This window comes from Sivoneniella epilithica UHCC 1019 (genome assembly GCF_040830845.1).
Taxonomy (GTDB): Bacteria; Cyanobacteriota; Cyanobacteriia; order Leptolyngbyales; family Leptolyngbyaceae; genus ULC077BIN1.
This window is the reverse complement of record NZ_JBFPDP010000005.1, coordinates 116,809-129,651: the sequence shown is the minus strand read 5'-3', so window position 1 is coordinate 129,651 and position 12,843 is coordinate 116,809. Positions and strand designations below refer to the sequence as shown.

The 12,843-nt window shown below is 48.5% G+C and carries 13 protein-coding genes and 1 tRNA gene; 8 read left to right on the top strand and 6 right to left on the bottom strand.

Features of this window, described 5'->3' with window-relative positions; all coding sequences use genetic code 11:
• Nucleotides 1-5: 5 nt before the first annotated feature.
• Nucleotides 6-404 (bottom strand): single-stranded DNA-binding protein, encoded by a 399-nt coding sequence (locus tag AB3R30_RS05215; RefSeq protein ID WP_458648085.1) that lies wholly within the window; start codon nucleotides 402-404, stop codon nucleotides 6-8.
• A gap of 86 nt (nucleotides 405-490) precedes the next feature.
• Here AB3R30_RS05215 and AB3R30_RS05210 point away from each other — a divergent pair, with 86 nt between their 5' ends.
• From AB3R30_RS05210 to AB3R30_RS05200, 3 genes are all read left to right on the top strand, one after another.
• The gene (locus AB3R30_RS05210; RefSeq protein WP_458648084.1) at nucleotides 491-1,444 is read left to right on the top strand and encodes a 50S ribosomal protein L11 methyltransferase; all 954 of its coding nucleotides are present in this window, start codon (nucleotides 491-493) and stop codon (nucleotides 1,442-1,444) included.
• Between the two features lie 392 nt (nucleotides 1,445-1,836).
• Nucleotides 1,837-2,538, top strand: coding sequence for a pentapeptide repeat-containing protein (locus tag AB3R30_RS05205; protein WP_458648083.1), 702 nt, complete (start codon nucleotides 1,837-1,839; stop codon nucleotides 2,536-2,538).
• Nucleotides 2,522-2,851 (top strand): Uma2 family endonuclease, encoded by a 330-nt coding sequence (locus AB3R30_RS05200; protein ID WP_458648082.1) that lies wholly within the window; start codon nucleotides 2,522-2,524, stop codon nucleotides 2,849-2,851. The genes AB3R30_RS05205 and AB3R30_RS05200 overlap by 17 nt, the downstream gene beginning before the upstream one ends.
• A gap of 42 nt (nucleotides 2,852-2,893) precedes the next feature.
• Here the strand turns inward: AB3R30_RS05200 and AB3R30_RS05195 are convergent, their stop codons facing one another.
• On the bottom strand, nucleotides 2,894-4,855 hold the full coding sequence (locus AB3R30_RS05195; RefSeq protein WP_458648081.1) for an ABC-F family ATP-binding cassette domain-containing protein: 1,962 nt from the start codon (nucleotides 4,853-4,855) through the stop codon (nucleotides 2,894-2,896).
• An 80-nt stretch (nucleotides 4,856-4,935) separates the two neighbouring features.
• Nucleotides 4,936-5,112, bottom strand: a complete 177-nt coding sequence (gene tatA, locus AB3R30_RS05190) for a twin-arginine translocase TatA/TatE family subunit (RefSeq protein ID WP_458648080.1) — start codon at nucleotides 5,110-5,112, stop codon at nucleotides 4,936-4,938.
• Nucleotides 5,113-5,374: 262 nt separating this feature from the next.
• Here tatA and AB3R30_RS05185 point away from each other — a divergent pair, with 262 nt between their 5' ends.
• From AB3R30_RS05185 to AB3R30_RS05175, 3 genes are all read left to right on the top strand, one after another.
• Nucleotides 5,375-6,568 carry a chromate transporter gene (locus tag AB3R30_RS05185; protein ID WP_458648079.1) on the top strand — a complete coding sequence of 398 codons (1,194 nt, stop codon included), beginning with the start codon at nucleotides 5,375-5,377 and terminating at the stop codon, nucleotides 6,566-6,568.
• A 142-nt stretch (nucleotides 6,569-6,710) separates the two neighbouring features.
• A tRNA-Leu gene (locus tag AB3R30_RS05180) sits at nucleotides 6,711-6,792 on the top strand.
• A 221-nt stretch (nucleotides 6,793-7,013) separates the two neighbouring features.
• Nucleotides 7,014-8,150, top strand: coding sequence for a DegT/DnrJ/EryC1/StrS family aminotransferase (locus AB3R30_RS05175; RefSeq protein WP_458648078.1), 1,137 nt, complete (start codon nucleotides 7,014-7,016; stop codon nucleotides 8,148-8,150).
• 43 nt (nucleotides 8,151-8,193) lie between these two features.
• On the opposite strand, the gene AB3R30_RS05170 is transcribed toward AB3R30_RS05175, so the two are convergent.
• Nucleotides 8,194-8,340: a DUF3368 domain-containing protein gene (locus tag AB3R30_RS05170; protein WP_458648143.1), complete on the bottom strand. Its 147-nt coding sequence runs from the start codon at nucleotides 8,338-8,340 to the stop codon at nucleotides 8,194-8,196.
• A gap of 333 nt (nucleotides 8,341-8,673) precedes the next feature.
• Here AB3R30_RS05170 and AB3R30_RS05165 point away from each other — a divergent pair, with 333 nt between their 5' ends.
• A complete protein-coding gene (locus tag AB3R30_RS05165) occupies nucleotides 8,674-8,856 on the top strand; it encodes a hypothetical protein (protein ID WP_458648077.1) in 183 nt (60 codons plus the stop codon).
• Here AB3R30_RS05165 and AB3R30_RS05160 read toward each other — a convergent pair.
• Nucleotides 8,846-9,628 carry a DUF4230 domain-containing protein gene (locus AB3R30_RS05160; protein ID WP_458648076.1) on the bottom strand — a complete coding sequence of 261 codons (783 nt, stop codon included), beginning with the start codon at nucleotides 9,626-9,628 and terminating at the stop codon, nucleotides 8,846-8,848. The two genes, AB3R30_RS05165 and AB3R30_RS05160, sit on opposite strands and share 11 nt — an antisense overlap.
• Before the next feature lie 295 nt (nucleotides 9,629-9,923).
• On the opposite strand from AB3R30_RS05160, the gene mtnA reads away from it, so the two are divergent.
• Nucleotides 9,924-10,994 carry an S-methyl-5-thioribose-1-phosphate isomerase gene (mtnA, locus tag AB3R30_RS05155; protein WP_458648075.1) on the top strand — a complete coding sequence of 357 codons (1,071 nt, stop codon included), beginning with the start codon at nucleotides 9,924-9,926 and terminating at the stop codon, nucleotides 10,992-10,994.
• 113 nt (nucleotides 10,995-11,107) lie between these two features.
• Here the strand turns inward: mtnA and AB3R30_RS05150 are convergent, their stop codons facing one another.
• On the bottom strand, nucleotides 11,108-12,670 hold the full coding sequence (locus AB3R30_RS05150; protein WP_458648074.1) for a hypothetical protein: 1,563 nt from the start codon (nucleotides 12,668-12,670) through the stop codon (nucleotides 11,108-11,110).
• Between the last annotated feature and the right edge of the window lie 173 nt (nucleotides 12,671-12,843).

Here is a 12,843-nt window from a genome sequence, read left to right as displayed (position 1 = left end):
CCATTTTACGGATGGGAAATTGCTCGATTGACTCGCTCCGGAATAGGTTCCACTTCACCGGCTTTTTTGAAGGTGATTAGGCGTTCATAGCGAGTGTTGCCATCGTCATCTTTGCCGACACTGCGGCTAAACCAGATGGCTTCCCCAAATTTGTTCGTGGGCGATCGCCGGGTAAACTGCTGCCCACTCCATTCCACGATCGCCGCTCCCGATGGGTCAGACTGCACCACGATCGCCCCGATTTTTGACCAATCAAAGCCACGAAACTCGTCCAGCGTTTTTTGATAGTTGGGCGCTTGCTGATTAGTCGGGGCTAACCGTTCCAACGATGTAGCAATGCGCTCCAACGCGGTAGTTTGGCGCTGCTGAATCTCTAGCCATTGCTGCCACTGTTCTTGATTCATATCTAGTCGATTGAATGGATAATTCCATTTTCGCGCCTATGGAAGGTGTTTAGTAGGATTGGAAAGGTCTATTGGGCGAAAAAATCATGGCGTGGATTGAATTGAGCTTAAATATGACTTCCGAAGCGGTGGATTGGGTCTGCACACTGTTGTCCGACACTCCGACGGTAGAAGATTTGCATATTGCACCCTATCAGATAGCGCAAAAAGAGCCATTGGATCAAGAAGCAGCGTGGGCATTTACGCTCTGTTTCTACTTGCCTTACGATCGCCAATCTCGATCTCGAGTGGATGCGATCGCCCAACTCCTCTCACCGCTGTATCGCACAGGTTTAACCACAGAATTAGAAACCTCTGTAGTGGAAACCAAATCGCCAGCATCCCAAAATTCCCCAATCCATCGCATCGGACGACGATTTGTGGTGTTGACAACTGATGCCGTTTATCAACCCAGCCCGGATGAAATTCTGCTGCGACTAGAGCCAAGTCTTTCCTTTGGCAGCGGCTTACATCCCGCGACGATGCTAAGTTTGCGCTTGCTAGAACGATACGTGACTCCTGACATGAAAGCGCTGGATCTGGGATGTGGATCAGGCATTTTGAGCGTGGCGATCGCGAAACTAGGGGCGCAGGTGTTGGCGCTGGATAATGACGCGATCGCGGTGCAGGCAACCCAGGCAACCATTCAAAACAATCAAGTGGAAGCTCAAGTTACGTTACAGTGCGGCAGTTTGGGCGACGGCAGCAAGTTAGGACACTGGATGAGCGGCACTCTCACCCAAGAGGTTTCCACCATTCAAGTCTCTGACCTCGATCTAATCGCGGCAAATATTCTGGGACGCATCCACATCAAACTTGCCGCCGATTATCGCAATGCCCTGCGCCCCAATGGACTACTAATCACAGCGGGCTTCACCACCGATCAAGAAGCTGAAGTCGTGGAAGCACTGCAAACCGTGGGATTTGAGGCACTGGAGTATGAGCGATCAGGAGATTGGGTCGCGATCGCTCACCGACTTCTACCCAAGTCTGGCTTGTAGAGCAATGACGTTTAGCTGAACCTCAATCGCAGACTTTGAGGCGGTTTCCTTGAGCAGGCGCAGAGCCAAATTTGTGTAACCCGATTGCATCAACCGCTCCTCAAAATCGATCGCAGGACTGTTTCAAGGGTTTGGTTTCAGGAGAGCCTGAGCAAACTTAACGAAAAGCCCTCAGATTTCAACTGGCTCAGAGTTGGTAATACTGGTCTAATTCTATGAGACAAGGGATGTGGCTGGCTTGTAGACAATTTTTCTGGGCGATGGAAAAATCTCAGTCTAAACTTTAGTAAGTGACAACATAGGCTACCCTAAAATGTATTTGTGATTCTGCCGTTACCTGATTGCAATGCTTGATTTAGACTGAACCTGACAAACCTTGGGAGAACAAAAGCATGGATGCAAACCAACTATTGGAGCGCTACGCCGCTGGCGAACGAGATTTCCATGAAGCAATCCTAAGGGATGTGAACCTAGAAGGGGCAATTCTCCCGGACATTAATCTAATCAACGCAGATTTACGCGAGGCTTATCTCAAAAATACTGACCTCAGAGGAGCAAAATTAGGATTTGCTAATTGCCGGGGCGCTAACCTAAATGAATCCAACCTAATTGGAGCCAACCTAATCAGCGTAGATTTGTCTTGGGCAAGCTTGATTTTGGCAGATTTGTCTTGGGCAAACCTGTACATGGCGATCCTCAAAGGCTCGAATCTGATTGGCACAAATTTAATCGGTTCGACGATGCAATCTGCTAACTTGACCGATAGCAAACTGATTGCAGCAGATTTGCAGGCGGCGGATTTGCAAGACGCAAATCTTAGTGGATCTAATCTGACGGGTGCAAAATTTATTCGAGCAAATCTGGAGCGGGCGAGGTTGATTGAATCGAAACTGATGGGTGCGAATTTCAAGGGGGCTAACCTTAAAGATGCAAGCTTGCGAAATTCCAATCTGCACCTGGCAAACCTCAGTCAAGCAATCCTGATTGGCACAGATTTGAGTGAAGCCATTCTGTGTGAAGCTTGGTTAGAGGGGGTTAATTTAGACCAAGCCATTTTGGAAGATACCATCACAGCTTTTGTGCGGATGTCTTAAACAATATGCCTACCCGGATGTGATGGTGGTTGCAGGTGAGTTGCAACTTCAAGAGGGGCGCACTGACACGATCGCGAAACCGGTGATGATTGCGGAGGTGCTGTCAGGTTCTACTCAAGGGTATGACCGGGGTGACAAGTTTGCTGCCTATCGCACGATTTCAACGCTGCAAGAATATCTGCTGATCGATCAACATACGCTGCACGTTGAGCAGTATGCCAGAACCGATGCGAATAAGTGGATTTTCGCCGAATACGCGATGGACTGGAGACGACATTTTCGCTGGTTTCGGTGCCCTTCAACGTTGAGCTAGCGGACATTTATGACAAGGTGAATTTTGCAACAGAAGCGTAAACTAGCCGATTAGTTCTGCCAGTTCCATCCAGCGTTCGGTTGAGTTGTCAATTTCCTGGGTGACTTCTGCTAAGCGATCGCTGAGCTTACGAACATCGACAAAGCCGCTACTTGAGCCGCCATACAATACTTTTTCGATTTCTGCTTTTTCGATTTCTAGCTGAGGAATTTTTGCCTCCAAGGTTTCATACTCGCGCTTTTCTTTGAAGGAGGGCTTTTTAGAAGAGTTTTGAGTTTTAAGTTTTGAGTTTTGAGTTGTGGATGAGGAGTTGGGCTGTTGGGGTTTGCTTTCGTTAGCGGCGTTTTGCTTTTTCGTTTTTTGAATTCCTGCCTCCGCTTGTTTTTTGTCGTCTGTTTCGTCTTTTTTGAAGTCTAAGTAAACGGAGTAGTTGCCGGGATATTGTTTTAGGGTGCCGTTGGGTTCAAAGGCGAAGATGGTTTCGACGGTGCGATCGAGGAAGTAGCGATCGTGGGAGACGACGATGACGCAACCATTAAAGTCTTCAAGATATTCTTCTAGCACTGCCAGGGTTTGCACATCCAGGTCATTGGTTGGTTCATCCAAAATTAGGACGTTGGGCGCTTCCATCAGCACTTTCAGCAAAAACAGCCGTCGTTTTTCGCCGCCGGAAAGTTTGGAGATCGGGGAATATTGTTGGTCGGGGGGGAACAAGAAGCGCTCTAGCATCTGAGAGGCGGTGATGACGCTGCCATCGGAGGTTTTAACCAGTTCGGCAACGTCTTTGAGATATTCGATTACGCGCTGGCTGTCGTTCATGCCGACATCTTCAGAGTGCTGATCGAAGTAGCCAATATGAATCGTGGTGCCAATCTCAACAGTGCCAGAATCGGGCTGGATGCGTCCGGTGATGATGTCCATCAGGGTCGATTTTCCGGCTCCGTTGCTGCCAATGATGCCGATGCGGTCTTCGGGGGTGAACAGGTGAGTGAAATCTTGGATTAAGGTGCGATCGCCGTAGGCTTTACACACATCCGTAAGTTCAATTACCTTTTTGCCAATCCGTCGCCCGACTGTGGTGATGTCTACTTTGCCATTGGTCTGCTTAAACTCTTGATCTTGCATCTCACGAATGCGATCAATGCGGGCTTTTTGCTTGGTGCTACGAGCTTTGGGTCCCCGTTTCAACCATTCCAACTCGCGCCGCAAGACTCCGGTATATTTGCGCTGGGTACTGGCGGCGGAATCTTCTTCAAGGGCTTTTTTCTCCAGGTAATAGGCGTAGTTGCCGGAATAGGAGAATAAATCGGCGCGATCGATTTCGATGATGCGATTGGTGACGCGATCCAAGAAGTAGCGATCGTGAGTGATTAGCAGCAAGGCACCGCGAAACCGATTCAGGTAGCTTTGCAGCCATTCTACGGAGAGGGCATCTAGATGGTTAGTCGGCTCATCCATCAGCAGCACATCGGGTTCAGAGAGGAGTGCAGTGGCGATCGCGATGCGTTTGCGATATCCCCCCGACAAGCCGCCGATCTTCGCCTCAAAATCGTGAATTCCTAGCTTGGTCAAAATGGCTTTGGCATTGGTTTCTAGTTCCCATGCGCCCAAGGTATCCATGCGCTCGGACACACTCGATAGCTTAGACAACAGCAGGTCAGTGTCGCCGTCGCCATGCGCCAGTTTATCCGAAATGGCTTCATACTGCTTCACTAGCGCCAGTTGTTCACCGCTGTCGGCAAAGACTTGCTCTAGCACAGTCAAGCTATCATCCAGGTCAGGTTGCTGCGGCAAATAAATAATTTTGGCGCTGGAATTGACCCACAGTTCACCGCCGTCGATCGGTTCCAATCCAGCGATCATTTTTAGCAATGTGGATTTGCCGGAACCGTTAGTGCCAATCAGCCCGACCTTATCGCCCTCATCCAGGCTGAAACTGGCATCCCGCAGAATTTCCTTAATGCCAAAGTCTTTTTTGAGCGATCGCAGCGAAAAGAGAGCCATAAATCATGCCATGTCTTGCAACCCTATTGTAACGGAATTGTTAAACATCCTGGCAGTTGCGCCCTCTGGATGAATGCGCCTTAGCGATCGTCTTCGTCGTGATCAAGATCTTCGTCCTCTGGCTTACTCATCTCATCCTTAAAGCCCCGGAGGGTTTTGCCAATAGTGCCGCCCAGTTCGGGGATCTTTTTAGGACCAAAAATCAGCACCGTGACCACACCAATAATAATGACTTCGGGCCATCCTAAACCAAACATAAACCGTCTCCAGAAAGATTCTAAGACCCTCACCCTAGCCCTCTCCAACTGGGAGAGGGAACAAAATTAGGCTTTACTCCCCTCTCCTTCTGGGAGAGGGGTTGGGGGTAAGGGCAATATATTCATACAAAACATAGGGTATAGCGTACAGGCAAATTGGGCACCGTGTCAGAAACCAGGTTAGAACTTGTGTCCAAAACACTTTATTAAAAAATCCTGATTTGATAGGCTCGATGGGCAAACTTAGCCTTCTAGCGACTTCATGGAGAACCGAGACTCTACTTATTCTGAGCTATCTCCTACTCAACAGCGGCAACGCCTTAAAGAACTGGCAATCGTTTTTTTGAAATTGGGCGCGATCGCTTTTGGGGGTCCGGCTGCTCATATCTCCATGATGGATGAGGAGATTGTGGAGCGGCGACAGTGGATTAGCCGTGAGAAACTGCTGGATTTATTGGGAATTACCAATCTGATTCCGGGTCCTAACTCGACTGAACTAGCGATTCACATTGGCTATGAGCGCGGCGGCTTGTGGGGATTGGCGATCGCCGGATGCTGCTTCATTTTGCCTGCCATGCTGATTGTATGGGGATTGGCGGCAGTCTATGTCCAAACTCAGGCAATTCCGCAGGTGGGCTGGTTGCTCTATGGCATTAAGGCGGTGATTGTGGCGATCGTAGTACAGGCACTATGGAAGTTGGGACAGAAGGCGCTGAAGGATACGCCGACAATCGTTGCCGCGATCGCTGTTACGATTGCCTCTTTCTTAGGAATCAACGAAATTTTGCTGTTGCTGCTGGGTGGGATTGCCGTGATGCTGTTTAAGAACTGGAAGCGTCGCCGCAACCTGGGGAATATGGGGGCGTGGATGGTGCCGATGAGCGCGATCGCTCAGGTGACTACTGTTCCGTCCGCTACGCCAGCCCCAACTGGATTAAGCATCTTTTTGTTCTTTCTCAAAATTGGCTGTGTGCTTTATGGCAGTGGCTATGTGCTGCTGGCATTTCTGCAAACTGGGTTAGTGGATCAGCGGCAGTGGTTGACTTCTCAACAATTGCTCGATGCGATCGCCATTGGGCAATTCACGCCGGGTCCAGTGTTCACTACGGCAACTTTCATTGGTTATTTGCTTGGCGGAAATAGCGGCGCGATCGCGGCAACAGTCGGAATTTTTCTACCTGCCTTTGTGTTAGTGGTGCTGGTCAATCCTTGGGTGCCAAAACTGCGCCAATCTTCCTGGGCAAGCGGTTTTTTGGATGGAGTGAATGCTGCATCCATGGGGCTGATGGCAAGCGTTACCTATGTGCTGGCGCGCACTGCTTTAGTAGATTGGGTGACGATTGCCGTTGCGATTCTTAGCGCGATCGCAGTCTTTCGCTTCAAAATTAATTCCGCTTGGCTAGTGTTTGTAGGCGGAATGATTGGCTTTTTGGCGAAACAACTGCTGCCTGTTTAAGGAAGTTTCGGGTTTAAGAGGGCGGGTTTCAGGTTTAAGAGGCGGTTTCAAATTGACTCTCACAAAACTTTTTTATCCAATCACAGTTGCTGAAAAATTTGCTCCCTGCCTAATTTACCTGATATACTCAATAAGCGAATCTGGGCGGGTGGCGGAATTGGTAGACGCACCGCACTCAAAATGCGGCGAAGAAATTCGTGCGAGTTCGAGTCTCGCTCTGCCCATATCTCAATCTAATCAAGCAGGCATCAGAATGAATGATGGCTGCTTTTTTAATGGAACCCGTCTATACTGCATTTTTTGGCTCTTTGCGATCGCTTTTCGACTATGCACTTCTCAAAAAGATAGCCGAGAACACTTTCAATTCCGTATGCGTCAAGCCAAAAAGGTTCCATTTCAGGACATAATCTAGTTTGATTGATGACAAAACTTACGGTGTCGGTGAGTGAACAAGATTCCACCCTTTGATTTATCCGAACAATTTAAGCAAATTGGTGAAACAATTAATGCCGCAGTCTTGGAAGTGTTGGCTTCGGGACGGTATATCGGCGGCTCTGTGGTTGAAGAGTTTGAACAGCAATTCGCTACCTATATTGGCACATCAGACTGCGTGAGTTGCAACTCTGGCACAGATGCCCTATTTCTAGCACTAAAAGCCTTGGAGATTGGTTCAGGCGACGAAGTGATTACGACACCCTTTACATTCGTGGCAACGGCTGAGGTGATTAGTGCAGTTGGCGCAACCCCTGTTTTTGTCGATATTGAGTTAGATACTTTCAATCTTGACCTGACTCAAGTTAACGCAGCAATTACCGATCGCACTCGTGCAATTATTCCGGTGCATTTGTTTGGGCAACCCACCGACATGACCCGACTGATGGCGATCGCCCAAACCCATAACTTATTTGTCGTTGAAGATTGCGCTCAATCCACGGGTGCAGAATGGCAAGATAAACGAGTTGGCAGCATTGGGCATATTGGCTGCTTTAGCTTTTATCCCACCAAAAATCTGGGCGCGTGCGGCGATGGTGGCGCAATTGCCACAAATGATGGTGCTTTGCGCGATCGCTTGCGTCGCCTGCGCGATCACGGTCGTCGAGGTGCCTACTATTACGAAGAGTTGGGCATAAACAGTCGCTTAGATGCAGTGCAAGCTGCTATTTTGCAAATCAAGCTCCGCTATTTAGACCAATGGAATCAACAGCGTCAGGCAATCAGCGATCGCTATCAACAACTTTTGAGCCTTGTTCCAGGTATCGTTTTACCTCAAGAAATCCCTGGCGGAAAAAGCGTCTGGAATCAATACACCATTCGCGTCACTCAGCAATCTGAGCTAGGAAACACTGAACCGTTTCGGGACACCTTGCGAAGCCGCTTGCAAGACAGAAATGTCCTATCAATGGTTTACTATCCGCTTTGCTTACACCTACAAGCTGCCTACAAAGAGTTGGGCTATCAACCGGGTCAGTTGCCCAACAGCGAACAGGCTTCTCAAGAAGTTCTGTCTCTGCCCATGTTTCCAGAACTCCACCCCGATCAACAAGCGCAAGTCGCCTACACCCTCAAAGATTGCTTAGTTTAAAGGACTCAGATCGCTTATTAGAGTTTAAGCCTACGCCTGCAAGTTATGAGACGTTATTTTTACTCGCTAACTTTAATACTGACTGACGAGTTGCAATATCAATGTGAAAGCGAAGTTCGTTTAGTTCTTCGAGAATAGGAGCGATCGCCCCTATAAAACCAAGTTCTTTTGCGTTGAACAATACCTCCAACGTGCCTGTAAAGCGTTTTTCTAGCTGATGGGCATATCTTCTTGCCAGTCCATCACCCCTCAACAGTTTGGGGAATAATCCAGGATTACGTCAGGCAATCGTTGCTCGATGTCTTCAAGTTGCCTGCGATCGCAATACCAGTGCTGCGATTCGAGACTTTAATTCGAGACTTTAAACAGCGCTTAGACAAAGAAAATTAGAGTAAGTAGCGGCAAATCTACTCTAACCATCTCCGATTTTTTATCATAATTCTGAAAAAATTGATCCAATCTGCATAATCTTGGGTCGTTCAGCCGTAAAGGTCAATAAGCCCCCAAACAGGATATTGACATCATGAACGCCATTGCCAAAGTAACGCTTAACGCCTTGATGATTGTTGCAGTTGTTTCGCCTTTTGTTATTGCCACCTTTTCACCTACCGCAGAAGTTGCTCGTCCTAGCGGCAAACCTGGACGTTTGGACCCTGGTGGATCTCGTGCGGTGACTCAGAATTGGCTCCAGGAATTTAAGGGCTAGGGAAAACAGAAGGTTGTGCATTGATTGGAGCGATCGGGTTAGGAGCCATAGATTCACCCGGTTGATTGATTGAAGCCAAACAGTCACTTACTGGAACAGGCAAAGCCTCAACAGTCACCGCTTTATAGCCTGCGGTGTTGAGCAACTGGGTAACTACAAACTTGGCGCGATCGCTCGCTTTTTGCAAGATGCCTTCTTCGCAAGCTGCCTGCACAATTTTTTGAAGTGCTTCTTGTTGCGCCTTGGTTTGCAAATCCGGTGCAACATCAGGTCCCAAGCCTAAAAATCCCCGATTATAATCATAAACCTGAGATTTATTGACATCAATTTTGCTATTCAATAGTTTGGGCGGCGGTAGCTGAATTTGCATCGTATCGCCGCTAGCCTGCACACTTTGCTCAGTCAGTTGGCTGAGATCCACGCCTGCTTGCACTTCGCCATAGGCAACATAAAGCAGTTTGGTCGTGCCAATGGTGAAACCACTCAAGGTGGCATCTTGCTCAGTCGGCACAACGGCTTGCATGGTGAAGGATGCTGTGGTCAACTCACTAGCTTCCCGCACTTTTTGAATCATGAGCGATCTCACATCCACTTTAGGCGCAGGTTGGGGTGGATTGATCAAGATCTTGAAGACGGAAAGCAAGCGATCGCCCCATTGCCACTGACTAAACCCAATCAGCAATGCGGCAGTCAAAGCGCCGCCCGACAGCATCCACAGCAAACCGCTGAGCCAACTGTCTCTACGGCGATAGTGAGGCTCATCCTGTCTCATAGGGGACAACTGGACCTAAAGTAATACAGTTCCTAAGTACTATTTTTAAGTACGACGTTAGTATTCAATACTAACTTTGACACTTGCCTGAAGAAAAAGATTCCATGAAAAAAGCCCTTGGGCGTCTGTCCGTGTTTCGACTCCAAGGGCTTTTTTCTTTCGATTCAACTCCTCACATCGCTATAATCCTACAAATCGTTTGAAATGTCTAGTCCTTTGTGCCAGATCCAAAAGTGCCTAAATGATTGGGGACAAATTCAGGGATAATTTCTTTAGTTTCTAGCGTATGTTTCCGATGGCTCAAGCAAATCCCGTTTATCCGGTTATCTGGCAAACCGACCATGTGCTACTGATTGACCAAACTCGTCTGCCCAACGAATACGATAGTGTGGAGGTTCACCGCTCTGAAGAAATGGCGATCGCGATCGAAACGATGATTGTGCGTGGTGCCCCAGCAATTGGAGTTGCCGCCGCCTATGGCGTGTATTTGGGCGCACGGGACATTGAAACGGGCGATCGCGCTGAATTTTTGACCCAATTGGAGCAAATCGCCGAACGCCTCCGAGCCACTCGCCCCACAGCGGTCAATCTATTTTGGGCGATCGACCAGATGATGAAGGTTGCCTATTACACTGAAGGTTCTGTGGATGCCATCAAAACAGTTCTGCTAGAAACAGCGCGCACGATCAATGCAGACGATATTCGCACTTGTCAGCAAATCGGCGACCACAGCTTAAGCATTCTGCCATCGACTCCTGCCAAACTGCGAATTTTAACTCACTGTAATGCTGGCGCGTTGGCAACTGCGGGCTATGGCACTGCTTTGGGCGTAGTGCGATCTGCATGGACAGCAGAACGACTGGAGCGAGTTTACGCTGATGAAACCCGTCCTCGCTTGCAAGGTGCAAAGCTGACCGCCTGGGAGTGTGTGCAGGAAGGCATTCCCGTTACGGTGATCACTGACAATATGGCGGCGCACTGCATGAAGATCGGCATGATTGATCTGGTCATCGTGGGAGCCGATCGCATTGCAGCAAATGGTGACGCAGCCAATAAAATCGGCACCTATAGCCTGTCCCTCGTTGCCAAAGCCCACAATATCCCGTTCTATGTCGCGGCTCCGCTCTCCACCATTGATTTTGCGATCGCCGACGGTGCCCAAATCCCAATCGAAGAACGCAACCCCAACGAAGTCTACCAAATCGGTGACACCATCCTCTGCCCTACCACCGGAGTCGAATTCTACAATCCCGCCTTTGATGTCACGCCTGCTGAATTGATCACCGCAATCATTACTGAACATGGCGCGATTGCTCCAAGTGAACTGCGCGATCGGCTAAAAGCAAAATCGGCTATTGAGATCTAGCCGTCCACTCAATCTAACAGTGATTGATTAGGGACTACATCAACTTGAAAAACTGGATTATAGCGATCGCTCACCCATCGTTTACTGACCAACAAATGCGAGAGGAATTTACCCTAATAGGAAAGCGGGATTGGCGTTAGGGGATCGATCGCAGGAGTCTGTAGTTTCGGCTGATTTTTTGAAGAGACGGGCTTGAGCGACTGCACAGAATTTGAACGTTTCACCATGGCTGCCCGTACCAAGGGACTCTTTTTCTTCATCGGGCGATTGGCAACCACGGTTTCAAGAGTTTCCAGCGAGATCGGCTTTTTCTCATCCCCCGGCACATCCACCACAATCAAATAGCCTGCAAAGTTTTTGCCGCCCACCATTTGCAATGTCTGCAAGATTTTGGGCATATCCGCATGAAGCAATTTTCCCTTTTCGTTATAAAGTTCCTGAGCAGACAAACAGCCCAATGTGGGGTTCCAGTTATAGCTATCGGGATAGTTTTTGTCTTTACCTCTAAAAAAGTCAGCAGATTCGCCAGAGCCATGAATCCGGAATAAACTGCGTCCTGCTTTACCTGCCCAATAGCTTTGCTGGAGGGGACGGTAGGTGCGCCATGACGGAGGTAACAGCGCTCGATACTGGTTTAAACTGCCACTAAATGTTCCAGGTGTGCCAGGGATAAACTGTTTGGCACCCGCTTCAAAGGGCACAAACAAATTAACTAAGTCAAACTGCCCATAGGCGCGAAAGAATTCATCCTCTGCGGCGGGCACGACACTTTCAACCCGGTAGATGCCTTGAGGAGTTTGCCCCCGCGTAAAATTCCAACTCAATCCATGAATAGATTCTAGAAGTAAAGGAACTGACCAAAGTTTTCCCTCTTGCCTCACCCATTGCCCGTTACGATCTTTGAGGACGGCGCGGCATAAAATCCGGCGATCGCGGCGGCAAAGCGCATAAAGATGTAACTGCTGATCTGCCACTTCCCATTTTAATAAATCCTTGAGGGGCGGCAAAGATTGAGCATCTGTAGAGTTGGCAATATCCATCAACGTTGTTTGCAGAAAGATATTGTTTGCCCATTGAGGAAACCGAGCTTTAGTTTTCTCTGCAAGGCGTTGGAGTTCGCTGGGCTGCATTCCTCCTTTTGCCAGAGAGGAAAGTGATTTGGCAACCCATTCAGGATCGGGACTCTGCTCAATGGTGTCCAAAAATCGTTGTCCTAGTGCGCTATAGAAGGCAGGATTTCCTAGATAAAGCTGGTTTCCTACTTTCATTGCCATATCCACCGTGCGAGTTTGAGCATCCGTTAGCCCCGATCGCGTGGTCATTGCCAAAATCTGATTCAGCGCTTCCACCACAAAAGGCTGTTTCGGTTCAACGATCGCAGTTGTCCACAATAAATGTTTCCAGTGCTGTTCGTGTTCTGCACCGACTGGAAACTGCTCAAAATTGTAATTTTCAGGACGAACTTGGCGCTCTTGCTTGTGACGCTGCAAAATCCGAGCGGTAGAGGTTGCCTGCACTTTTTTTAGCTCATTTGGGATAGTGCTGATGCTGCGAGCATTGGAGCGAGTCGCAGGTTTGAGCGTCAATCCAGCTAGAGAAAGTAAGCTAACTAGGGCGATCGCTTCAACTTTTTTGCGAGTTGAAACATCCTGCCAACGAGATAAAAAGCGTCTCATGTTTAACTGCTAAAACTCATAAGAAAGAACAACCCTCCTAAGATGGTTCCCTACTTTCTAGCATTCCTAAACTGACTAGCCAACTTCTGATGAAACCGAATTAAAAACGTAGAAACATGACTCAAAACAGTTTGCGCTTACAGGAACATCTCCTGCACTTTGGAATTCTTTAT